Consider the following 22,834-nt stretch of genomic DNA (forward strand, 5'->3'; position numbering starts at 1 on the left):
GGTCGTTCACCGTCCGTGGAGATTGGGCGACGGTCCGTACGGGGCAAGCAGTGGGTGTACGGCTCGCAAGGAGGTGGCGGCGACGCATGACGAGCATGTCGAGGGCGAGGGTGGCCCGGCGGATCGCGGCCGGCGCGGCTTACGGCGGCGGCGGCATCGGCCTGGCCGGTGCGGCGGCGGTCGGAGTGCTGCTGGCGGAGGTGCGGCTGGCCCGGCGCCGGGTGGGCGCCGGCACACCCGGCAGGGTGCCGAACGCGGAGGGGCTGTACGGGGGCACCCTGCCGCCGTCCGGTGAGCCGCCGCTGAGGCTGGTGATGCTGGGCGACTCCACGGCGGCCGGGCAGGGGGTGCACCGGGCCGGGCAGACGCCGGGCGCGCTGCTGGCGTCCGGGCTGGCGGCGGTCGCCGAGCGGCCGGTGCACCTGCGGTCCGTCGCGCAGCCGGGGGCCCGGTCGGACGACCTGGACCGGCAGGTGGCGCTGGTGCTGGCCGACCCGGTGCGGGTGCCGGACATCTGCGTGATCATGATCGGGGCCAACGACGTCACCCACCGGATGCCGCCCACCCGTTCGGTACGGCATCTGGCGGGGGCGGTGAGGCGGCTGCGCACGGCCGGCGCGGAGGTGGTCGTCGGCACCTGTCCCGACCTGGGCACCATCGAGCCGGTGCGGCAGCCGCTGCGGTGGCTGGCCCGGCACGTCTCCCGGCAGTTGGCGGCGGCGCAGACGATCGGGGTGGTGGAGCAGGGCGGGCGCACGGTGTCGCTGGGCGACCTGCTGGGCCCGGAGTTCGCGGAGAACCCCCGCGAGCTGTTCGGCCCGGACAACTACCATCCGTCGGCCGAGGGGTACGCCACCGCCGCGATGGCGCTGCTGCCGTCGGTGTGCGCGGCGCTCGGCCTGTGGCCGGCGGACGAGGAGCGTCCGGACGTCTCCCGCCGCGAGGGCTTCCTGCCGGTGGCGCGGGCGGCGGCGGAGGCCGCCTCGGAGGCGGGCACCGAGGTCGCGGCCGCGATGCCGTCGGGCCCGCGCGGCCCCTGGGCCCTCCTCAAGCGCCGCAGGCGCCGCCGGGTCCCGGAGGCGGTACTGAACACCGCGGTGCCCGACTGAACCGGCTCCGGCCTGTCCCGGCCCTCGGCGCGCTCGTCGCCGGGCCCCGTTCCGCCGTGGCCGACAGCGCGATCCTCCCGCGCACGGGCACCACCGGCCGCCCCCGCGCACGGCCGCGCCGCGCCAGGGCCTGCCGTACACGCGACGTTCACCGAACGGGCCGCCCCCCGTAACCCCCGGCTTCCCCGGGGTGGGGAGGGTGGGCGGCTCTCATTCTGTGATCAAACTGTCAGGAGCCTGTGCCCGCGATGCCGAACCCGCTGCCGAGACCCGCCGACCGCCCAGGGGGCACCGACCCCGACCGGGACCCCTGGTGGGACAACACCCGGTTCGTCTCGGCCGCGCTGATCGTGGTCCTGCACACCACCGGCAGCATCATGAGCCGCCATGAGTCGCTGGGCGTCTTCCACGTCGCGACCTGGGCGTTCCGGGTGCCGGTCTTCGTCGTGCTGGCCGGCGTCTTCAGCAGCGCGGCCCCGCTCGGCCCGCGCCGGACCCGCACCCTGCTGCGCAGCATCGTGCTGCCCGCGCTCGTCTTCAGCCTGCTGTTCTCGCTGGAGCAGTACGCGCTCGGCGGCCCCTGGAAGCTTTACGTGGCCCAGTTGCCGTGGACGCTGTGGTTCCTGATGTCGCTGTTCTTCTGGCGGCTGCTGCTGCCGCTGGTCGTCCAGTTGCGGCACCCCCTGCTGATCACCACGGCGGTCGCCCTCGCGGTCGGGTACGTGAACGAGTTCGGGCTGACCTTCTCGGCCAGCCGCACCCTGGTCTACCTGCCCCTGTTCTACTTCGGCTGGCGACTGGGCCAGGGCCTGCTGCGGGACTGGTTCACGGCCCGCTGGAGCCTGCCGGTCGCGGTGGCGGGCCTCATCGGCTCGGGCGCCGTGGGGCTGCTGTGGCACGCGCGGGTCAAGGGCACCTGGCTGTCGATGCGGCACGCGTACGTCGCCGACACCCCGCTGGGCATGGGGGGCGCCTGGCTGGTACGGCTGCTGGTGCTGGCCTCGGCGGCGGGACTGGTCGTGTGCCTGCTGCGGGTGATGCCGAAGCGGCGGCTGCCGCTGATCTCGGTCCTGGGCTCGGGCGGCTTCACCGTCTATCTGCTGCATCCGCTGGTGATCCTGCCGCTGCGGGAGAAGGGCCTGATCGAGCGGGCCGACACCCGCTGGGAGCTGGCCGGGCTGCTGCTGTTCGCGGTGGCGCTGACGGTGGTGCTGGCCTCGCCGCCGGTGCGGCGACTGGTCCGGCCGCTGACCCGGCCGCCGGTGGACCGGCTGCTGTTCGCCCCGCTGCCCGCCCCCGCCGGTCCGTCCGCCGGTCCGTCTGCCGGTCCGTCCGCCGGCCCCTCCGTGGAGCGGCCCGCCGTTCCGCCGGCCCGGTCCGCCTCCGACGCGCTAAGCAAGCGCTTGGAAAAGAGGTCCGCATCACATCACAATGACAGTGACCGGGAGCCTACCTACGGGTAATTTCGCCGGTACGCCCCTACCGTCCGTCGTCTGGAGCCGTGATGCCCGAAGCCGTGATCGTCTCAGCCGCCCGCTCCCCCATCGGCCGCGCCTTCAAGGGCTCGCTCAAGGAACTGCGCCCGGACGACCTGGCCGCCACCATCGTGCAGGCCGCCCTCGCCAGGGTCCCGGAGCTGGACCCGAGGGACATCGACGACCTGATGCTCGGCTGCGGCCTGCCCGGCGGCGAGCAGGGCAACAACCTCGGCCGGATCGTCGCCGTACAGATGGGCATGGACCACCTGCCCGGCTGCACGGTCACCCGGTACTGCTCCTCCTCCCTGCAGACCAGCCGCATGGCGCTGCACGCCATCAAGGCCGGCGAGGGCGACGTCTTCATCTCGGCCGGCGTCGAGCTGGTCTCCCGCTTCACCAAGGGCAACTCCGACAGCCTCCCGGACACGCACAACCCGCTGTTCGCGGAGGCCGAGGCCCGCACCGCCGAGGTCGCCCAGCAGGAGGGCACCACCTGGCACGACCCGCGCGAGGACGGCCTGCTGCCCGACCCGTACATCGCGATGGGCCAGACCGCCGAGAACCTGGCCCGCGTCAAGGGCGTCACCCGCCAGGAGATGGACGAGTTCGGCGTCCGCTCGCAGAATCTCGCCGAGGAGGCCATCAAGAACGGCTTCTGGGAGCGCGAGATCACCCCGGTGACCCTCCCCGACGGCACGGTGGTCAGCAAGGACGACGGCCCGCGTCCCGGCGTCACCATGGAGGGCGTCCAGGGCCTCAAGCCCGTCTTCCGCCCCGACGGCATGGTCACGGCCGGCAACTGCTGCCCGCTCAACGACGGCGCCGCCGCCCTGGTGATCATGAGCGACACCAAGGCCCGCGAGCTGGGCCTGACCCCGCTGGCCCGGATCGTCTCCACCGGCGTCTCCGGCCTCTCCCCCGAGATCATGGGCCTCGGCCCGGTCGAGGCGAGCAAGCAGGCGCTGGCCCGCGCCGGACTGACCATCGACGACATCGACCTGGTCGAGATCAACGAGGCGTTCGCCGCCCAGGTGATCCCCTCCTACCGCGAGCTGGGCATCCCGCTGGAGAAGCTGAACGTCAACGGCGGCGCCATCGCGGTCGGCCACCCCTTCGGCATGACCGGCGCCCGTATCACCGGCACGCTGATCAACTCCCTCCAGTGGCACGACAAGCAGTTCGGCCTGGAGACCATGTGCGTCGGCGGCGGCCAGGGCATGGCCATGGTCATCGAGCGCCTGAGCTGACCGCACGACCTTCGGCAGCGCGTCCGCACGACCTTCGGTAGCGCGCCCGCGACCGAGCGTCACATACGGCCCGGAACCCCGGAACGCCAGGGTTCTGGGCCGTTTTGTGACCCAATCGCCCCCAGGATGTGACCTATCTCCCTCGCCGTCGAAATTTTCGCAGGTCAGATGGGCCGTACCGGTGAGGTGCGGGCCCAAAGTCCTGTCCGGTTCGTGACGTTACGCACTGACAGCGGGTCAGTCCGCCCGTCAAGCTGAGGTAGGAAGTCGGGGGTCGACTTTGAACCGGGAGTACGTCAGTGAGCGCCACATCGATCGCCCTGCTGCTCACCACGGCAGCCACCGGCGCCGTGGGCGTCGCCGTCCTGCGCGGCGTGCGGGTGCTGCGCCGCCAGGTGGCGGCCCTGCACACCGAGCTGGCCGAGAGCCGCGCCGCGGCCCCGCGCGGCCGGGTGCCCGCCGCCCGGACCACGGCCGACGCCGATGAGATACGGTCCGCCGTGGCCCAGGCGCTGGCCGAGGAGCGGGAGCGGGAACTGGCCGAGGCGCGGGCGTTCTGGGCCGCGCAGGAGGCCCGCGACGCCTCCGACACCCCGCTGCTGCTGGGGCTGTCCGACAGCGAGCCGTATCTGCCCCGGCAGGCCGACTTCGTGGGCCTGGAGCCGGTGACGGACACCGAGGAGCCGCTGGGCGACTCCGCCGAGCTGGCCGCCGCCCGCCGCCGGCACCCCTCGCACCCGGACTTCGTGCCCAACCCCTCGCCGGTGATCAGCGACCACGAGCGCACCCTCGCCGTGCTGGAGGAGCTGGCCGCCGGGCAGGTGGAGCTGACGGACGTCCGTCCGGGGCCGCTGGGCACGCTGGACGTGTACGTCTTCGTGGACGGGACGACGCTGTGCATGACGCCGGGCCACCGGGAGACCGCGGAGCGCCTGGCCGCGGCGCTGCGCGCGGGCGACGTCCCGGTGCTGCTGGGCGGCTCGGGGGTCTCGGGCGCCTACGCGCTGACCTTCGCCTGCGGCGCGGAGAGCGTGTACGTCCTGGCGGACCGGGTCATCGCCTCGCTCTAGCCGCACCGGACCGACGGCCGCGCCGGGTCACACCCCGGCGCGTTCCTGTGCCCGGAGCACCAGCCGTACGGCCTCCGCCACCTCCGCCCCGTCGCGCAGGACGACCGCGAGGTCGTTGCCGGCGACGGTGATCTGGTCGGCGGCGGCGAACATCCCGGCGTCCGGCATCTCGCGGGGCTCGGCTTCGGGGTCCTCGGCCCGTTGGGCGCGGCGGGACATCTCCCGGGCCAGTTCCAGTGCCTCGGCGGCGGCGCCGCGCTGCAGACGGCTCTGCGGGGCGGCCCGGAGCCGGTCGGCGAAGTGCTCGACCGCGCGGGTCAGGGGCGTCGTATCAACCACGGCGTGAGCGTACGCGGCGGTGCGGGACTGTTGCCAACGGACCGGCGCTCAGGCACGGTGACCTGAAGGACCGGCTTACATCCCATACGTCCGGAGGCGCCGATGTCCCATGTCCTCTCCGAGGAGACCCATCGGAATCTGCTCGCCCGCATCCCCCATTGCACCGGTCGTGAGATCGCCGACTGGCTGCGCACCGTCGAGGAAGGTCCCGCTCTCTTCCGCTTCGAGGAGAAGGTGAGCTGGCTCCGGCACGAGCACAACCTCGCCTACGGCCACGCCAAGGCGATCGTGCACGAGTACGACCTGAGGAGGGCCGCGCGCCGGCTGGCCTAGGAGCGCGGCAGGCGGCGTCCCGTGCACGCCGAAGGGCCCCCGGCGGGATCGCCGGGGGCCCTTGTGCCGGGCGGGCGGGGTCAGTCGTTGCTGTTCAGGATCGCGATCAGGCGCAGGAACTCCAGGTAGAGCCAGACCAGCGTCAGGGTGAGGCCGAAGGCGGCGAGCCAGGCCTCCTTGCGCGGGGCGCCGTAGGCGATGCCGTCCTCGACCTGCTTGAAGTCCATGGCGAGGAAGAGGGCGCCGAGGATGACGCCGACGACACCGAAGACGACGCCGAGGGCGCCGCTGCGGAAGCCGAGGCCGTCACCGCCGCCGAAGACGGCGAACAGCAGGTTCACCATCATCAGCAGGACGAAGCCGAGCGAGGCGGCCAGCACGAAGCCGACGAAGCGCCGGTTGACCCTGATCCAGCCCGCCTTGTAGGCGACCAGCACACCGGCGAAGACCGCCATGGTGCCGATCACGGCCTGCATGGCGGCGCCGTCCGCGATGCGGTTGTCGACGACGCTGGAGACCACGCCGAGGAAGACGCCCTCGAGCGCGGCGTAGGCCAGGATCAGCGCGGGCACGGCCGTGCGCTTGAAGGACTGGACGAGCGCCAGCACCATGCCGACCAGGGCGGCGCCGACGGCGATGCCGTAGGACCGCGAGATGTTGGCGTCGTCGACGGGCAGCAGGGCCCAGGACAGCGCCGCGGTGACGATGAGCACGCCGAGCGTGGTGCCGGTGCGCAGCACTACGTCGTCGATCGTCATCCGGTCGGTGGTGGCGGGCGCCTGCGGCGGCGCACCGTACTGGAGGTCCTGCTGGGCGTACGGGTTCTGCGCGTACGGGTTGCCGGTCGGCTGGGCGTACGGGTTGCCCTGCGTGGCGACGGCGGGTCCCCCGGCCTGCGGCGCGGTGTTGAAGCCCGCGTAGCCGTTGTCGCGGCTGAACCCCCGTCGCGAGAAGACCGGGTTTCTGCTCCTCATTTCACTCCTCCATGGCCACACTGCGTGGCCTTGGCTCAAGAGTAATAGAACGGCAAAGGGATGACCCTAGTGCTTGGGGAGGATCTTTCCCTCTCACCGGGCGGAACACGCCGCGCGGGCCGGTGATTCCCCTCAGCCGAGGGGGAAGCCGGTGTACGCCTCGGCGAGGTCGGTCTCGGCGGCCCGGGAGGAGGCGATCCGCTCCAGGCGGGCGGTCTGCAGGCGGTCCTCGAAGGCGGTGGCGTCGGGGGCGCGGTGCAGCAGCGTGGTCATGTCGTAGGAGAAGCGCTCGGCCTGCCAGACCCGGCGCAGGCAGGTGGCGGAGTAGGCGTCGAGCAGGGCCTCGGAGCCGGTCTCGCGCCGGTGGACCAGCGCCCGCGCGAAGGTGACGACGTCGCCGACGGCGAGGTTGAGGCCCTTGGCGCCGGTGGGCGGCACGATGTGGGCCGCGTCGCCGGCGAGGTAGAGCCGGCCGTGCCGCATGGGTTCGTGGACGTAGGACCGCATGGGGGTGACCGACTTCTGGGTGATCGGGCCGCGCTCCAGGCGCCAGTCGTCGCCGGTCTCGAAGCGGCGTTCCAGCTCGGCCCAGATCTCCTCGTCGCTCCACTGCCCGGCGTCGGTGCCGGCCGGGACCTGGAGGTAGAGGCGGGAGACGGACGGGGAGCGCATGGAGAGCAGGGCGAAGCCGCGGTCGTGCCGGGCGTAGACCAGCTCGTCGTGCGAGGGCGCGACGTCGGCGAGGATGCCGAGCCAGCCGAACGGGTACGTCCGTTCGAAAGTGCGGGTGAGTTCGGCGGGGACCGCCTTGCGGGCCACACCCCAGAAGCCGTCGCAGCCGACGACGTACTCGCACTCCAGTACGTCCTCGACGCCCGCGCGGCGGAAGCGGACCCGGGGGCGGTCGGTGTCGGCGCCCTCGACGGCCAGCGCCTCCGTCTCGAACAGCAGCGGGCCGCCCTCCTTGAGCTGGAGGGCGATCAGGTCCTTGCAGACCTCGGTCTGCGCGTACACCATCACCGACCGGCCGCCGGTGAGCGCGGGGAAGTCGACGCGGTGCCGTTTCCTGTCGAACCTCAGCTCGATGCCGTCGTGGCGCAGGCCCTCGCGGTCCATGCGCTCCCCGGCGCCGGCCTCGCGCAGCACGTCCACCGTGCCCTGCTCCAGGATTCCGGCGCGCTGCCGGTGCTCCACGTACTCCCGGTCGCGGCTCTCCAGGACGACCGAGTCGATCCCGGCGTTGTGGAGCAGCCGGGCGAGGAGGAGTCCGGCGGGGCCTGCTCCGATGATGCCGACGGTGGTGCGCATCGGTCGTCCCTTCGATTGGCGTCGTTGCCCGTGGGGTGGTGTCCGCTGGTGCGGGGTCCCTTGTTCATCTTGTTCGCCTGGTGAAATTTCCTTCACCAAACGCTGACGTGAGTTTCCGACCGCACGCGCCCGGTGTCAACGGGTGCGGGAATGCCATTTCGGTGCGTGGTGCGCCATCGGTGCGCCGGCGAGGCGGTCGGGGGGCGTCGTCGCGGCCTTCTCACAGGCCGACGCATGCGGCGGTATGTGCCCGGAGCCGGACTCGAACCGGCACGCCCGCGAAGGGGCAGCGAGGTTTAAGCTCGCCGTGTCTGCATTCCACCATCCGGGCAGGCCGTGGGCCCCGCGTCGAGGTTCGAGCCTATCGGGACACCCCACCCGAACAGCGGTCGGGTGGACCGATGTTGTCTTATTTTATTGGCGTCTGAGGGAGCATCAGACCGACTAACAGGTCGTCGGCACCTGCCAATAGCGTTACGCGCGCTCCTCCGCCGTGTGCGCGGAATGACGGAATTTCACCGCCCGAACGAGGGTGCTCCACCGGTTCTCGACCTGATGCGCACGTCGGGGCCGGCCGTCATCCCCAGGTATGACACGAGGCCCAGCCGTCCGACCGGAGTCGCCCCCGGGAACCGGAACTGCGGCTGACTCCACGGCGCCGCGCGGCCGGGACGATGGTTCACGTCCCCCCGACACACCGCCGTACCGACAGGAGTGCCTCTTCCGTGACGACTGCACCCATCGCCGACCGCTCGACCGACGTGGCCGCACGCGCCACGGACCTGTCGAAGATCTACGGACAGGGCGAGACCCAGGTGGTCGCCCTGGACCGGGTCACCGTCGACTTCCCGCGCGGCCGCTTCACCGCGATCATGGGGCCGTCCGGCTCCGGCAAGTCCACGCTGATGCACTGCGTGGCCGGGCTGGACACCTTCTCGTCCGGTTCGGTGCGCGTCGGGGACACCGAGCTGGGCTCTCTGAAGGACCGCCAGTTGACCAGGCTGCGCCGGGACAAGATCGGTTTCATCTTCCAGGCGTTCAACCTGCTGCCGACGCTGTCGGCGCTGGAGAACATCACCCTCCCGATGGACATCGCCGGCCGCAAGCCGGACCGGCAGTGGCTGGACACCGTGATCGCGATGGTGGGGCTGTCCGGGCGGCTCGGGCACCGGCCCTCCCAGCTCTCCGGCGGCCAGCAGCAGCGCGTCGCCGTGGCCCGCGCGCTGGCCTCCCGGCCGGAGATCGTCTTCGGCGACGAGCCGACCGGCAACCTCGACTCCCGCTCCGGTGCCGAGGTCCTGGGCTTCCTGCGCAACTCGGTGCGGGAGCTGGGGCAGACGGTGGTGATGGTGACCCACGACCCGGTGGCGGCGGCGTACGCGGACCGGGTGGTCTTCCTCGCGGACGGCCGGATCGTCGACGAGCTGCACGGGCCGACGGCCGACTCGGTGCTGGACCGGATGAAGCGGTTCGACGCCAAGGGCCGCACGAGCTGAAGCGGTTCGACGCCAAGGGCCGCACGAGCTGAAGCGGTTCGACGCCGGGGGCCGCGCGAGCTGAAGCGGTTCGACGCCGGGGGCCGCGCGAGCCGACGCCCGGCCCCGCCCCGCCTCGCCTCGCCCCGCCTCGTCCCATCCCGCCCCGCCTCGCCCCGTCCCGTCCCGCCCCACCCGGATCTCCCGACAGAGAAGACCCCATGTTCCGTACCGCCTTGCGCAATGTCCTCGCGCACAAGACCAGGCTGCTGATGACCGTGCTCGCCGTGCTGCTCGGCGTCGCGTTCGTCTCCGGCACCCTGGTCTTCACCAACTCCCTCACCGACGCCTACCAGAACAGTTCCGCCAAGGGCTTCGACCACGTCGACGTCGCCGTCTCCGCCGAGTACAAGGAGGCGGAGGGCGACCGGGTCGGCGAGGTCCCCGAGCTGACCGGCGCGCTGCTCGACAAGGCCGCGAAGGTGCCGGGCGCCGCCTCCGCCGTGGGCGTCGTCCGCGGTTTCACCGCCGTCGCCGACCGGGACGGCAAGCTGATCGGCGGCGGCTTCAGCACCCAGGGCGGGAACTACTGGGGCACCGACGACCCCCGGTACCCGCTGACCGACGGGCGCGCGCCCAAGGGCGAGGGCGAGGTCCTCATCGACTCGGCGACCGCCGGCCGTACCGGCTACCGGGTCGGCGACACCGTGCGCCTGTCGGTGGACGGCCCGGTGCTCACCCCGCGGATCACCGGCGTCTTCGACACCGACGACGGAGCGGTCGCGGCGGGCGGCAGCCTGGCCCTGTTCGACACGGCGACCGCGCAGAAGCTGTTCGGCAAGGCGGGCACCTACGCCGAGATCGACGTGACGGCGAAGCCGGGGGTCACCCAGGCCGCGCTCAAGGCGGAGCTGGACAAGGCGCTGCCCCGGAACCTGGTCGAGACCACGACCGGCGCCCGACTGGCCGAGGACCAGGCGGAGGCGATCTCCGCCCAGATGGGCGGCATGAAGCAGGGGCTGCTGGTCTTCGCCGGGATCGCGCTGTTCGTCGGCACGTTCATCATCGCCAACACCTTCACCATGCTGGTCGCCCAGCGCACCAAGGAGCTGGCGCTGCTGCGCGCGGTCGGCGCCTCCCGCCGGCAGGTCACCCGGTCGGTGCTGATCGAGGCGTTCGTGGTCGGCGTGGCCGCCGCCGTCGTCGGTCTGGCCGCCGGCATCGGCATCGGCGCCGGGCTGCGCGCCCTGATGGGCACCTTCGACACGCCGGTGCCGGACGGGCCGCTGGTGGTCACCCCCGGCACGGTGGCCACCGCGCTCGCGGTCGGCGTCCTGGTGACCATGCTCGCGGCGTGGCTGCCCAGCCGCCGCGCGGCGAAGATCCCGCCGGTCGCGGCGATGAGCAGCCTGCACGCGAAGGCGACCACCAAGTCGCTGGTGCTGCGGAACACGATCGGCGCGCTGTTCTGCGCCGCCGGCGTCGCGGTGGTCCTTACGGCGACGACGATGAGCGGCTCGGACGGGCAGGCCCCGATGGGGCTGGGCGCGGTGCTGCTGATCATCGGCGTGTTCGTGCTGACGCCGCTGCTGTCCCGCCCGCTGATCGCGGCGGCGGCCCCGGTGCTGCGCCTGTTCGGCGTCGCCGGCGGGCTCGCCCGGCGGAACTCGGTGCGCAACCCGCGCCGCACCGCCGCCACCGCCTCGGCGCTGATGATCGGCCTGACCCTGATCACCGGCATGACGGTGGTGGCCGGCAGCCTGCAGAAGTCGATCGACAAGATGGCGGCGGCGGCCATCGAGGCGGACTACGTGGTCTCCATGGCCAACGGCAACCCGCTCTCCCCCGACGTCGCCCGCAAGCTCGCGCACGCCGACGGCGTCACCGCCACCAGCCCGATGCGCAACGCGGCCTCCCGCGTCGACGGCGACACCGAGTACCTCACCGGCGTCTCCGGCGCCTCCATCGGCAAGCTCACCGACCTGAGGGTGCGGGACGGGGCCTTCCGGGTGAGCGGCAGCGAGGTGGTGGTGGACGACGGCACCGCCAAGTCGCACAAGTGGACGGCCGGTTCGACGTTCACGGTCGCCTACGAGGACGGCGTCAAGCAGCGGCTGACGGTCGCCGGGGTCTACGAGGGCAACGAGCTGTTCCGCGGCATCCTGCTCGACACCGCGGCCCTCGCCCCGCACCAGAGCGACCCCGTCGACATGCAGGTGCTGGTGAAGACGTCCGGTGGCGCCTCCGAAGGGGCCGAGGACGGGCTGGAGAAGGCCCTCGGCAGCAACCCGGCGATCAAGGTGCAGGACAAGAAGGACCTCTCCAACGAGATCGCGCAGATGTTCACGCTGATGCTGAACATGCTCTACGGCCTGCTGGCCATGGCCGTGATCGTGGCCGTCCTCGGCGTCGTCAACACCCTCGCGATGTCGGTGTTCGAACGCCAGCAGGAGATCGGCATGCTGCGGGCGATCGGCCTGGACCGCCGGGGGGTCAAGCGGATGGTCCGCCTGGAGTCCCTGGTGATCTCCCTGTTCGGCGGGGTGCTGGGCATCGCCCTGGGCGTCTTCTTCGGCTGGGCGGCCGGTGAGCTGCTGGGCTCCCGGATGGCGACGTACGAACTGGTGCTGCCGTGGGCCCGGATGGCGGTGTTCCTGCTGCTGGCCGCGGTCGTGGGGGTGCTGGCGGCGCTGTGGCCGGCCCGTCGGGCGGGCCGGTTGAACATGCTCCGGGCGATCAACGCGGAGTGAGCCGTCCGCCCGCGAGGGGCCCCGTTCCCGTCCGGGAGCGGGGCCCCTCGCCGTTCAGTTCCAGGTGCGGGTGCGCAGCGGCAGGCCCGAGGCGCCGGACTCCGGGGTCCGCACGGCCAGGACCTGGTTGACGCCGATGCGGTTGTGCTCGAAGGCGAGCGCGGAGGCGGCCATGTACAGGCGCCAGACCCGGGCCCGGCCGGGGCTGACCAGCCGGGTCGCCCGGCGCCAGTCGGCCTCCAGGTTGGCGACCCAGCGGCGCAGGGTGAGCGCGTAGTGCTCGCGGATCGACTCCACGTCGCGGACCTCGAACCCGGCCCGCTCCAGTTGGGTGACGGTGGTGCCGACCGGGGCGAGTTCGCCGTCGGGGAAGACGTAGGCGTCGATGAACTCGTCCACGTCGTACGCCGACTCGTCGCGCCGGGGGCGGCGGGCGATCTGGTGGTTGAGCAGCCGTCCGCCCGGCTTGAGCAGGGCGAACAGGCTCCGCGCGTACTCGAAGTACTTCTCGGTGCCGACGTGTTCGGCCATGCCGATGGAGGAGATCGCGTCGTAGGGGCCGTCGGTGACGTCCCGGTAGTCCTGGACGCGGATCTCGATCCGGTCGGTGAGGCCCTCGTCGGCGACGCGCTTGCGGGCGTACGCCGCCTGCTCCTGGGAGAGGGTGACGCCGACGACCTCGACGCCGTGCTCGCGGGCGGCGTGGATGGCCATGGAACCCCAGCCGCAGCCGACGTCGAGCAGGCGCATCCCGGGCTTCAGGCCGAGCTTGACGCCGACCAGTTCGAGCTTGTCGCGCTGGGCCCGCTCCAGGGTGCCGCCCGCGGACTCGGGGGCGGGCCAGTAGGCGCAGGAGTACACCATGGAGGGGCCGAGGACGAGTTCGTAGAAGTCGTTGCCGACGTCGTAGTGGTGGCTGATGGCGCGCTTGTCGGTCCGGCGGGTGTGCAGGTGGCCGCGGCGGCGCATCTCCTCGGCGGGCGGGGCGGGCGGCAGCGGCGGCCCGGCGAGCCGGACCAGACCGCGGACGGCGGCGCGGAACTCGGGGTCACGCAGCGCCTGGCCGAGGGTCCGGGCGTCCTCGCCGCGCTCCCAGATCAGCCCGGCGAGGACGTCCAGGGCGGCGTACAGGTCTCCGTCGATGTCGAGGTCACCGGCCACCCAGGCGCGGGCCAGGCCCAGTTCGCCGGGCTTGAACAGCAGACGGCGCAGTGCGCGGCGGTTGCGGACGACGAGCACGGGCCCGCCCGGCGGATTGGCCTCGGACCCGTCCCAGACGCGGACGCGGACGGGGAGCGGGGCCCCCAGCAACTGTTCGACGAGGCCCTTCAGCCGCGACGCGGCGTCTGCCATGGCGCACACCTCCGTGAGACCGGATGCTGACTCCTTACGTAAACACCGGCCGGGCCGATCCGCAGTCCCGCATTGGAGTTATGAGTACGCAAAATAGCTGTACGGCGCATGCACTTGGGGCGCGGGCACGGCGAAGGGGCCGCCCGCACCACGGATGGCGGACGGCCCCTTCGGGGAACTGCGGGGGGGGCGGAGGTCAGGAGGCCTTGGCCTTCTCCTCGGTCTTCGCGGCGGCGGGGACCGGGGCCGGCTTGGCGGCCTCGTAGAACTCCTCGCGCGGCGTCTCGACGGCGCCGAGCGAGACGACCTCGCGCTTGAGGAACATGCCGAGCGTCCAGTCGGCGAAGACGCGGATCTTGCGGTTGAACGTCGGCATCGCCATGCCGTGGTAGGCGCGGTGCATGTACCAGGCGAGCCGGCCCTTGAGCTTGATCTTCATCTTGCCCATGACGATCATCGCGACGCCCTTGTGCAGGCCGAGACCCGCGACCGCGCCCTTGTTGGCGTGGCTGTACTCCTTCTGCGGGAAGCCCCGCATGCCGGAGACCACGTTGTCGCCGAGGACCTTGGCCTGGCGCAGCGCGTGCTGGGCGTTGGGCGGGCACCAGGCGTTCGGGTTGCCGTTCTTGCGGCCGACCAGGTCCGGGACCTGGGCGTTGTCGCCCGCGGCCCAGATGTAGTCGGTGCCCTGCACCTGGAGCGTGGCGGCGGTGTCGACGTGGCCGCGCGGGCCGAGCGGCAGGCCGAAGCGGGACAGGACCGGGTTGGGCTTGACGCCCGCGGTCCACACGATGGTGCCCGCGTCGACCTCCAGCCCGTTCTTCAGCACCACGTGGCCGTCGACGCAGGAGTCCATGGAGGTGGAGAGGTAGATCTCGACCCCGCGGCCCTCCAGGTGCTCCTTGCCGTACGTGCCGAGCTTCGGACCCACCTCGGGGAGGATCTTGTCGGCGGCGTCGACCAGGATGAAGCGCATGTCCTCGCGGGACACGTTCTTGTAGTACTTGGCCGCGTCCCGGGCCATGTCCTCGACCTCACCGATGGTCTCCGCGCCGGCGAAGCCGCCGCCGATGAAGACGAAGGTGAGCGCCTTGCGGCGGATCTCCTCGTCGGTGGTGGAGTCGGCCTTGTCGAGCTGTTCGAGGACGTGGTTGCGCAGGCCGATGGCCTCCTCGATGCCCTTCATGCCGATGCCCTGCTCGGCGAGGCCGGGGATCGGGAAGGTGCGGGAGACCGCGCCCATGGCGATGACCAGGTAGTCGAAGGGCAGCTCGTACGCCTCGCCGGTCAGCGGGGCGATCGTGGCGACCTTGCGGTCCTGGTCGATGGTGGTGACCCGGCCGGTGAGCACCTCCGCCTTCGGCAGCACGCGTCGCAGGGGTACGACGACGTGGCGGGGGGAGATGTTGCCGGCGGCGGTTTCGGGGAGGAAGGGCTGGTAGGTCATGTACGACCGGGGGTCGACGACGGTGACGGTCGCCTCTCCGTAACGCATCTTCTTCAGAATGCGTCGAGCCGCGTACAGGCCTACGTACCCACCGCCTACTACGAGGATCCTGGGACGCTCCGTGGTGCTCATGCCATCGAGTATCCACCCGTCTCAGGGGGGTCATTCGTGCGCCCCTTCACAAGGACTTACGGGGTATGTGTTACACTCCCCCGCTCACTTGGCCGGGGTCATGCCGGACGAGGGTCCCGACCGCCCCCGGAGACCCCCCGTCAAGACCGCGTGAGCTGCCGCTCCGGGCCTCCGGACCGGCCGCGCCACCCCGTCTCGGCGCTCTTCCCCGACCCCCTTCACAACCCCCTCCTGAACACGTTCAAACGGCAGTTGAGCCCCCAAAAGGGTCAACGGAACGGCTTTCGTCGTCCGGGAGGGGACAATCTCTTGTGAAGAACTTCACGAACTTTCCCGGCGGGCCCCGCCGACCGGCCCCCGGGGCACCCCCCGAACGCGCTCACACGTTCGCCGACCTGCTCATACGTCCTTAAGGTGCTGGGAGAGAGGAAGGGGCCGTATGAGTCCGCACCGCCGCGCGACAGGGCTGCTCTCCCACGCGCCCCCGGAGTTCCGGGAACCGGTGGTGCCCCCCTGGGCGCGGTGGCTGCCGCTGGCGCTGATCGGCCTGGCGCTCGCGGTGGACCTGCCCACGCCGGGGGCGTTCAGCGGCGACCTGCTGCTGGCACTCGGGGCGATGATGGCGGCCTGCGTGTACTCGCTGCGCATGGTCGTCCTGGTCGCGGTCCTGACCAGCGTGGCCGGGCTGCTCGTGCTCTACTTCGGCCGGCATCTGGCGGTCGACGGCAGCCACGCCGTCGTCGACTACATCTCGCTGTTCGTGCTCGCCTGGGCCACCGTGCCGCTGTGCCGCCTGCGGCTGTCCCTGTACGACCAGCTCCAGGGCGCCCGCCTGGCCGCCGAGTACGCGCAGCGGGCGGTGCTGCCGCCGGTGCGGGCCTGGCTGGGGCGGACCTGGATCGCGGTGCGCTACGAGGCGGCCTCGCACGCGGCGGCCGTGGGCGGCGACCTGTACGCCGCCGAGCGCACCCGGTACGGGGTGCGGCTGCTGATCGGCGACGTGCGCGGCAAGGGCCTCGACGCGATCCCCAGCGTGGCCGCGCTGGTGGGCTGCTTCCGGGAGGCCGCCCACCACACCGAGACGCTGCCGCTGCTCGCCCGCCATCTGGACGAGGCGGTCACCCGCTTCACCCGCGAACTGGCCGCCGTGCGCGGGGCCGACGGCGAGGTCACGGAGGTCGCGGACGTGGTCGGCGTCGCCGACGAGCAGTTCGTCACCGCGGCGATCGCCGAGATCCCGGCCGGCGGCGGCGAGGTGCGGCTGCTGACCCGCGGCCACTGCCAGGCGTTCCTCGCGGGCCCCGAGGGCGTACGGACCTGGGAGGCGGCCGACCCCGGCCTCCCGCTCGGCATGGGCGAACTGGACCCGGGCCCCTGGGAGTACGAGACCCGGCCCTTCCCCCCGGGCGACGTCCTGCTGATGTGCACCGACGGCCTGCTGGAGGCACGCGACCGGGACGGCGTCTTCTTCTCCCCCGAGGAAGGGCTCCGCGCCTCCTGGCGACAGGGCCCGCCGACCGTCGCCGACACCCTCACCCGCCTGGTCCACCACCACGCGGGCGGCGTCCTCACCGACGACCTCGCCCTGATCACGGTCACGGTGACGTCGACGGGGCCGCCCTCGGGCGACTGACGGGACCGGGCCGGCACGGGAGGGCTCAGCCGCAGCAGGGTCCCTCGCCCAGCCGGTCGGCGTCGGCCTTGACCACGTAGACCTCCCACGGCTCCTTGCCGGGACCGTGGACCCACACCTTGTCCTGGAGGGCGTAGCAGCAGGAGGTGTCGTTCTCCTCGAAGGTCGCGAGCCCCGCGTCCTGGAGGCGGGCGGTGGCGGCGGTGACCTCGTCGGTGGTCTCCACCTCGACACCGAGGTGGTCCAGGCGGGTCTCCTGCCCCGGCTCGCCCTCGATGAGGACGAGCTTGAGCGGCGGGGTGGTGATCGCGAAGTTGGCGTAACCGGGGCGCCGCTTGGCGGGTGCGACACCGAACAGCTTGGAGTAGAAGGTGACCGACGCTTCGAGGTCGGCGACGTTGAGCGCGAGCTGGGCACGGGACATGGCGGTCTCTCCGGATCGGCTGTATTGATGTCTGTCGATGCAACCTTGCGCGTTGGATCGAAGAACGTCAACATAGAAGTGTGTCGAAACAAGAACTCGTGGTCCTCGGCCAGGACGGCGCCGAAGAGTGCTGTCCCGCCCTGCTGACCGCCCCTCTGAGCGAGGACGAGGCCGAGAAGCTGGCGACGGTGTTCAAGGCGCTGGGTGATCCCGTCCGGCTGCGACTGCTGTCGATGATCGCTTCGCGGGAGGGAGGCGAGGTCTGCGTCTGCGACCTCACCCCCGCCTTCGACCTGTCGCAGCCGACCGTGTCCCACCACCTCAAGCTGCTCAAGCAGGCCGGGCTCATCGGCTCGGAGCGGCGCGGGACGTGGGTGTTCTACCGGCTGCTGCCCGAGGCGACCGACCGGTTGGCGGCGGTCCTCACCCGTCCGGCCGGGGCCGCCCCGTGAGCGCCCCCGCCGGTCCGGTCACCGCCCGGCTGTCGTTCCTGGACCGCTTCCTGGCCGTGTGGATCGTGCTGGCGATGGCCGTCGGCCTGGGGCTGGGCCGCCTCGTGCCCGGCCTGGGGGACGCGCTGGCGGAGGTCACCGTCACCGGCGTCTCGCTGCCGATCGCGCTCGGCCTGCTGGTGATGATGTATCCGGTCCTGGCGAAGGTCCGCTACGACCGCCTGGGTGCCGTCACCCGCGACCGGCGCCTGCTCATTCCGTCCCTGGTGCTGAACTGGGCCGTCGGCCCGGCCCTGATGTTCGCGCTGGCCTGGCTCTTCCTGCCGGACCTGCCCGAGTACCGCACCGGCCTGGTCGTCGTCGGCCTCGCCCGCTGCATCGCCATGGTCGTCATCTGGAACGACCTCGCCTGCGGCGACCGTGAGGCCGCCGCCGTCCTGGTCGCGCTGAACTCCGTCTTCCAGGTCCTGGCGTTCAGTCTCCTCGGGTGGTTCTACCTCTCCGTCCTCCCCGGCCGGCTCGGTCTTCAGCAGACCGCTCTCGACGTGTCGGTGTGGGAGATCGCCCGAAGCGTGCTGATCTTTTTGGGCGTCCCCCTGCTGGCCGGGTTCCTCACCCGCCGTCTGGGCGAGCGGGCCAAAGGACGCGCCTGGTACGAGTCCGAACTGATCCCGCGGATCGGGCCGTTCGCCCTGTACGGACTGCTGTTCACGATCGTGGTGCTGTTCGCCCTCCAAGGCGACGCCATCACCTCGCGGCCCCTCGACGTCGCCCGGATCGCGCTGCCCCTGCTGGTGTACTTCGCCGTGATGTGGGCCGGGTCCATGGCCGTCGGCCGCGCGGTCGGACTGGACCACCCGAGGGCCACCACGCTGGCGTTCACCGCGGCGGGCAACAACTTCGAGCTGGCCATCGCGGTCGCCATCGCCACCTTCGGTGCCGCCTCCGGCCAGGCTCTCGCCGGAGTCGTCGGCCCCCTCATCGAGGTGCCCGTCCTCATCGGACTGGTCCGCGTGGCCCTGGCCGCCCGCCGTTTCTTCCCCGGGTCCGCCCCGGCGGCCGTCCGGGAAGGTGCCGCCCGTGTCTGACACCGCCAAGCCGTCCGTGCTGTTCGTCTGCGTGCACAACGCGGGCCGTTCGCAGATGGCCGCCGCTTTCCTCACCCGTCTCGCGGGCGGCGCCGTGGAGGTCCGCTCGGCCGGGTCCGCGCCGGCCGCCGCGGTGAACCCGGCCGCCGTGCAGGCCATGGCCGAGGCCGGGATCGACCTGTCGGCCGAGACGCCGAAGGTGCTGACCTCCGAGGCGGTGCGGGCGTCCGACGTGGTGATCACCATGGGCTGCGGCGACACCTGCCCCGTCTTCCCCGGCAAGACCTACCTCGACTGGGCACTCGACGACCCGGCCGGGCAGGGCGTCGCCGCCGTCCGGCCGATCCGGGACGAGATCGAGCGGCGGGTACGCGGCCTGCTCCACGACCTCGGCGTCGAGCCGGCCTGACTGCCGCCGGAGGCCGACCGGTCTCCGGATCTCGGCGATACGGCTCAAGGACGTCATCCCCCGGACGGCCCCGCTCACTTCGATGACCGTCGAGGTCGGGGCTGTGCGGCCACCGGTTCGCGAGCCTGTGCGTCGAAGCCGGCGACGAGCCGGTGCCGGCCGAAGGGCCGCATGCGCCTGCGCGGCCGAGGTGAACCCGACGGCCGGCCGGGAGGAACAGCTCGCCGGCATCCGCGCCATCTGTCCGCCCGAGAAGGAACCGCTCGGCGCGCTGGCGATCAGGATCGAACCGCTCACCCGCAGGCGTCCGACGGGGCGCCCGCCGCGGCCTCCTCCGCCGCCTTGAACGCGATGCCGTCCAGGATGTCGTGTTCGCTGACCACGACCTCCTGGGCTCCGGTGCGTTCCATGATGGTCAGCAGGACCAGGGCGCCGGCGCCGATGACGTCGACGCGGCCCGGGTGCATGGCGGGGATCGCGGCGCGCTCGGCGTGGGTGGAGCGCAGCAGGCGGGCGGTGATCTCGCGGACGCGGTCGCGGGAGACGCGGGAGTGGTGGATGACGGTGGAGTCGTACTCCGGGAGGTCCTGGGCGATCGCGGAGACCGTGGTGACCGACCCGGCCAGGCCGACCAGGGTGCGGGCCTCGCCGAGCGGCACCGCCTCGGCGGCCAGGTCGAGGGCGGCCTCGATGTCGGCCCGCATCGCCGCGATCTGCTCCTCGGCGGGCGGGTCGGTGACCGCGCCGCCGCGGACCAGGTGACGCTCGGTCATCCGGACGCAGCCGACGTCGACCGAGCGGGCGGCCCGCACCCGGTCGTCGCCGACGACGAACTCGGTGGAGCCGCCGCCGATGTCCACCACCAGGAAGGGCCGCTCCAGGTCGGGGCGGCCGGCCAGTTCGGCGGTGGCGCCGCGGAAGGAGAACTCGGCCTCCTGGTCGCCGGTGACGACCTCGGGCTCGACGCCGAGGATGTCCAGGACGCCGCGGACGAACTCGTCGCGGTTCTCGGCGTCGCGGGAGGCGGAGGTGGCCACGAACCGCACCTTCTCGGCGCCGTGCTCCTTGATGACCGCGGCGTACTCGCGGCAGGCCGCGAAGGTGCGCTCCAGGGCCTCGGGGGCGAGCCGGCCGGTGCGGTCGACGCCCTGGCCGAGGCGGACGATGGTCATCCGCCGGTCCAGGTCGGTGAGCGTGCCGGTGGCCGGGTCGATGTCCGCGACCAGCAGCCGGATGGAGTTCGTACCGCAGTCGACGGCGGCGACCCGGGTCACTCGGCGTCCTCCTCGTCCGTGACCGTCACGCACGGCCCCTTGCGCCACCACTCGGGCAGCATGGCGATCGCCTCGTCGCCCAGCGGGTTGACCCCGGGGCCGGCCGCCAGCGAGTGGGCGACCAGGACGTGCAGGCACTTGACCCGGTCGGGCATCCCGCCCGCGCTGGGGAAGCCGGTCAGCTCCTCGATCTCGTCGCGGCGCCGGATGTAGTCCTCGTGCGCGGCCCGGTAGGCGGCGGCCAGTTCGGGGTCGGCGGCCAGCCGCTCGGTCATCTCCTTCATCACCCCGTCGGCCTCCAGGGTGCCGATCGCGGAGGCGGCCCTGGGGCACGTCAGGTAGTACAGCGTGGGGAACGGCGTGCCGTCGGGCAGCCTCGGGGCGGTCTCCACGACGTCCGGCTGCCCGCACGGGCACCGGTGCGCGATGGCGCGCAGTCCGCGGGGCGGTCGCCCGAGCTGCTGCTGGAACGCCGCGACGTCCGCGTCGGTGGGCTCGGTGCGCCCGGTGGGCGGCGGAGGGGTCTGCATGGCTGTCTTCTGCTGGTCTTCCTGTGGGTTCACTGACGGGCGGCGTCGGCCTTGTCGACCGCTTCCCAGACGTTGCGGTACCAGGGGCGGTCGGCGGCCCCGAGACCGGCGCGGGTCTGCCGGGCCGCGGCCGGGTCGATGACGATGTAACCCGTCTCGCCCGGCATCACGTAGTGCAGCCGCAGCCGGATCTGCTGTTCGGCGTACGCGTCGTCCTGCCAGCGTGCCTTGAGGTCGCGCAGTTGCTCGACGCGCTGGCGGGCCTGCTGCTTCTCCCGCTGGAGGTCGGCGATCTCGGCGCGCTGGGCGACGTACTGCCGTATCGGGTAGGCGAGCGCCACCACCAGGGAGCAGACCACCATCGCCAGCAGCGCCGCCCGGCCGGTCAGCCGGGAGCGGCGGGCCTGGCGGCGGGTCTGCGAGCGGTAGACCCGGGCCGCGGTCTGCTCGCCGAGCAGCCGGAGCCTGGTCGTGGTGGAGAAACGGTCCCGGTCCTTCACGGCCATCCGCCTTCCGCCTCCCGTCCACGCGCGTACGTCCCCGCACACGGTACGGGACCGGGTGCGGGGACGTACGGACGACTCTGCCTCCGAGGGGCAGGTCAGCCCTTGCTGTGCCTACTGGTTCGCAGAGCGGAACCGGGGGAAGGCGCTACGGCCGGCGTACACCGCGGCGTCGTCCAGGATCTCCTCGATGCGCAGGAGCTGGTTGTACTTGGCGACGCGCTCGGAGCGGGCCGGGGCGCCGGTCTTGATCTGGCCGCAGTTGGTGGCGACGGCCAGGTCGGCGATGGTGACGTCCTCGGTCTCGCCGGAGCGGTGGGACATCATGCACTTGAAGCCGCTGCGCTGGGCCAGCTCCACGGCGTCCAGGGTCTCGGTCAGCGAACCGATCTGGTTGACCTTGACCAGCAGGGCGTTGGCCGCGCCCTCCTCGATGCCGCGGGCCAGGCGCTCGGGGTTGGTGACGAACAGGTCGTCACCGACGAGCTGGACCTTGTCGCCGAGCTTGTCGGTGATGGTCTTCCAGCCCTCCCAGTCGTCCTCGAACAGCGGGTCCTCGATGGAGACCAGCGGGTAGGCGTCGACCAGCTCGGCGTAGTACTCGGTCATCTCGGCCGCCGAGCGCTCCTTGCCCTCGAAGGTGTAGACGCCGTCCTTGTAGAACTCGGAGGCGGCCACGTCGAGGGCGAGGGCGATCTGCTCGCCGGGGGTGTAGCCGGCTTCCTTGATCGCTTCGAGGATGAGGTCGAGGGCCTCGCGGTTGGAGCCGAGGTTCGGGGCGAAGCCGCCCTCGTCGCCGAGGCCGGTGGCCAGGCCCTTGTTCTTCAGGACCTTCTTGAGGGTGTGGTAGACCTCGGCGCCCCAGCGCAGCGCCTCGGAGAAGGACTCCGCGCCGATCGGGGCGATCATGAACTCCTGGATGTCCACGTTGGAGTCGGCGTGCGAGCCGCCGTTCAGGATGTTCATCATCGGCACCGGCAGCAGGTGCGCGTTGGGACCGCCCAGGTAGCGGAAGAGCGGGAGGTCGCTGGCCTCGGAGGCGGCGTGGGCGACGGCGAGGGAGACGCCGAGGATGGCGTTGGCGCCGAGGGAGCCCTTGTTGTCGGTGGCGTCCAGGTCGAACATGGCCTGGTCGATCAGCCGCTGCTCGGTGGCGTCGTAGCCGACCAGCTCCGGGCCGATCTGCTCGATGACGGCGAGGACGGCCTTCTCGACACCCTTGCCGAGGTAGCGGCTCGCGTCGCCGTCGCGCAGCTCGATGGCCTCGAAGGCGCCGGTGGAGGCGCCGGACGGGACGGCGGCACGACCCGTGCTGCCGTCGTCGAGGCCGACCTCGACCTCGACCGTGGGGTTGCCTCGGGAGTCCAGGATTTCCCGGGCTACGACGACGTCGATGGACGGCACGAGCATCTCCTTCTTGGGATGTGACGCGGGGCGGCCGGTCCGCGGTTGGCTGTCGCGGGCGCGGCCGTGTGGCTCTGCGGGATGAGCCTAACCGGCTCCGGC

At 72.1% G+C, this 22,834-nt stretch carries 21 protein-coding genes and 1 tRNA gene; 11 read left to right on the forward strand and 11 right to left on the reverse strand.

What is annotated here, in order from left to right:
• The first annotated feature begins 86 nt into the window (after positions 1–86).
• From ACFY32_RS02760 to ACFY32_RS02775, 4 genes are all read left to right on the forward strand, one after another.
• On the forward strand, positions 87–1,109 hold the full coding sequence (locus ACFY32_RS02760) for an SGNH/GDSL hydrolase family protein (RefSeq protein WP_390673259.1): 1,023 nt from the start codon (positions 87–89) through the stop codon (positions 1,107–1,109).
• 248 nt (positions 1,110–1,357) lie between these two features.
• Positions 1,358–2,572 (forward strand): acyltransferase family protein, encoded by a 1,215-nt coding sequence (locus tag ACFY32_RS02765; protein ID WP_390673260.1) that lies wholly within the window; start codon positions 1,358–1,360, stop codon positions 2,570–2,572.
• Positions 2,573–2,613: 41 nt separating this feature from the next.
• Positions 2,614–3,834: an acetyl-CoA C-acetyltransferase gene (locus ACFY32_RS02770; protein WP_390673261.1), complete on the forward strand. Its 1,221-nt coding sequence runs from the start codon at positions 2,614–2,616 to the stop codon at positions 3,832–3,834.
• Positions 3,835–4,133: 299 nt separating this feature from the next.
• Complete coding sequence (locus tag ACFY32_RS02775; protein ID WP_390673262.1) at positions 4,134–4,904, forward strand: hypothetical protein; 771 nt, start codon at positions 4,134–4,136, stop codon at positions 4,902–4,904.
• A 27-nt stretch (positions 4,905–4,931) separates the two neighbouring features.
• Here ACFY32_RS02775 and ACFY32_RS02780 read toward each other — a convergent pair whose 3' ends face one another.
• Positions 4,932–5,243 carry a hypothetical protein gene (locus ACFY32_RS02780; RefSeq protein ID WP_359201931.1) on the reverse strand — a complete coding sequence of 104 codons (312 nt, stop codon included), beginning with the start codon at positions 5,241–5,243 and terminating at the stop codon, positions 4,932–4,934.
• Between the two features lie 102 nt (positions 5,244–5,345).
• On the opposite strand from ACFY32_RS02780, the gene ACFY32_RS02785 reads away from it, so the two are divergent.
• Entirely contained in the window at positions 5,346–5,576 is a 231-nt protein-coding gene (locus tag ACFY32_RS02785) for a DUF4287 domain-containing protein (protein WP_190205009.1), read from the forward strand.
• Between the two features lie 80 nt (positions 5,577–5,656).
• Here the strand turns inward: ACFY32_RS02785 and ACFY32_RS02790 are convergent, their stop codons facing one another.
• The 3 genes from ACFY32_RS02790 to ACFY32_RS02800 form a co-directional block, all read right to left on the reverse strand.
• Complete coding sequence (locus ACFY32_RS02790; protein ID WP_390673263.1) at positions 5,657–6,550, reverse strand: Bax inhibitor-1/YccA family protein; 894 nt, start codon at positions 6,548–6,550, stop codon at positions 5,657–5,659.
• A gap of 132 nt (positions 6,551–6,682) precedes the next feature.
• Positions 6,683–7,858: a 4-hydroxybenzoate 3-monooxygenase gene (locus ACFY32_RS02795; RefSeq protein ID WP_390673264.1), complete on the reverse strand. Its 1,176-nt coding sequence runs from the start codon at positions 7,856–7,858 to the stop codon at positions 6,683–6,685.
• 247 nt (positions 7,859–8,105) lie between these two features.
• Positions 8,106–8,189 (reverse strand) — tRNA-Leu (locus ACFY32_RS02800).
• Between the two features lie 394 nt (positions 8,190–8,583).
• On the opposite strand from ACFY32_RS02800, the gene ACFY32_RS02805 reads away from it, so the two are divergent.
• Together ACFY32_RS02805 and ACFY32_RS02810 are read left to right on the forward strand one after the other, a co-directional pair.
• Complete coding sequence (locus ACFY32_RS02805; protein ID WP_359201938.1) at positions 8,584–9,354, forward strand: ABC transporter ATP-binding protein; 771 nt, start codon at positions 8,584–8,586, stop codon at positions 9,352–9,354.
• Between the two features lie 200 nt (positions 9,355–9,554).
• Positions 9,555–12,083, forward strand: coding sequence for an ABC transporter permease (locus ACFY32_RS02810; protein WP_359201940.1), 2,529 nt, complete (start codon positions 9,555–9,557; stop codon positions 12,081–12,083).
• A gap of 54 nt (positions 12,084–12,137) precedes the next feature.
• On the opposite strand, the gene ACFY32_RS02815 is transcribed toward ACFY32_RS02810, so the two are convergent.
• Entirely contained in the window at positions 12,138–13,436 is a 1,299-nt protein-coding gene (locus ACFY32_RS02815; RefSeq protein WP_390673265.1) for a class I SAM-dependent methyltransferase, read from the reverse strand.
• Between the two features lie 196 nt (positions 13,437–13,632).
• Positions 13,633–15,015 (reverse strand): NAD(P)/FAD-dependent oxidoreductase, encoded by a 1,383-nt coding sequence (locus ACFY32_RS02820; RefSeq protein WP_359201944.1) that lies wholly within the window; start codon positions 15,013–15,015, stop codon positions 13,633–13,635.
• 439 nt (positions 15,016–15,454) lie between these two features.
• Between ACFY32_RS02820 and ACFY32_RS02825 the strand changes: the two genes are divergently transcribed.
• Positions 15,455–16,648, forward strand: a complete 1,194-nt coding sequence (locus ACFY32_RS02825; protein ID WP_390673266.1) for a PP2C family protein-serine/threonine phosphatase — start codon at positions 15,455–15,457, stop codon at positions 16,646–16,648.
• A gap of 25 nt (positions 16,649–16,673) precedes the next feature.
• On the opposite strand, the gene ACFY32_RS02830 is transcribed toward ACFY32_RS02825, so the two are convergent.
• A complete protein-coding gene (locus ACFY32_RS02830; RefSeq protein ID WP_390673267.1) occupies positions 16,674–17,072 on the reverse strand; it encodes an ArsI/CadI family heavy metal resistance metalloenzyme in 399 nt (132 codons plus the stop codon).
• A gap of 80 nt (positions 17,073–17,152) precedes the next feature.
• On the opposite strand from ACFY32_RS02830, the gene ACFY32_RS02835 reads away from it, so the two are divergent.
• From ACFY32_RS02835 to ACFY32_RS02845, 3 genes are read left to right on the forward strand one after another with little or no spacing between them, the layout of a single operon-like run.
• Positions 17,153–17,524: a metalloregulator ArsR/SmtB family transcription factor gene (locus tag ACFY32_RS02835; protein WP_359201949.1), complete on the forward strand. Its 372-nt coding sequence runs from the start codon at positions 17,153–17,155 to the stop codon at positions 17,522–17,524.
• A complete protein-coding gene (arsB, locus tag ACFY32_RS02840; protein ID WP_390673268.1) occupies positions 17,521–18,612 on the forward strand; it encodes an ACR3 family arsenite efflux transporter in 1,092 nt (363 codons plus the stop codon). The genes ACFY32_RS02835 and arsB overlap by 4 nt, the downstream gene beginning before the upstream one ends.
• Positions 18,605–19,021, forward strand: a complete 417-nt coding sequence (locus ACFY32_RS02845; protein ID WP_390673269.1) for an arsenate reductase ArsC — start codon at positions 18,605–18,607, stop codon at positions 19,019–19,021. The genes arsB and ACFY32_RS02845 overlap by 8 nt, the downstream gene beginning before the upstream one ends.
• A 293-nt stretch (positions 19,022–19,314) precedes the next feature.
• Here ACFY32_RS02845 and ACFY32_RS02850 read toward each other — a convergent pair whose 3' ends face one another.
• The 4 genes from ACFY32_RS02850 to eno form a co-directional block, all read right to left on the reverse strand.
• The gene (locus tag ACFY32_RS02850; protein WP_390673270.1) at positions 19,315–20,295 is read right to left on the reverse strand and encodes an exopolyphosphatase; all 981 of its coding nucleotides are present in this window, start codon (positions 20,293–20,295) and stop codon (positions 19,315–19,317) included.
• Complete coding sequence (locus tag ACFY32_RS02855; protein WP_359201957.1) at positions 20,292–20,825, reverse strand: DUF501 domain-containing protein; 534 nt, start codon at positions 20,823–20,825, stop codon at positions 20,292–20,294. Before ACFY32_RS02855 ends, ACFY32_RS02850 begins: the two co-directional genes overlap by 4 nt.
• A 29-nt stretch (positions 20,826–20,854) precedes the next feature.
• Positions 20,855–21,331 carry a septum formation initiator family protein gene (locus tag ACFY32_RS02860; RefSeq protein ID WP_359201959.1) on the reverse strand — a complete coding sequence of 159 codons (477 nt, stop codon included), beginning with the start codon at positions 21,329–21,331 and terminating at the stop codon, positions 20,855–20,857.
• A gap of 111 nt (positions 21,332–21,442) precedes the next feature.
• Entirely contained in the window at positions 21,443–22,732 is a 1,290-nt protein-coding gene (eno, locus tag ACFY32_RS02865; RefSeq protein ID WP_359201961.1) for a phosphopyruvate hydratase, read from the reverse strand.
• Positions 22,733–22,834: the final 102 nt, after the last annotated feature.

The sequence above is a fragment of the Streptomyces sp. NPDC000134 genome, from assembly GCF_042899225.1.
Taxonomy (GTDB): Bacteria; Actinomycetota; Actinomycetes; order Streptomycetales; family Streptomycetaceae; genus Streptomyces.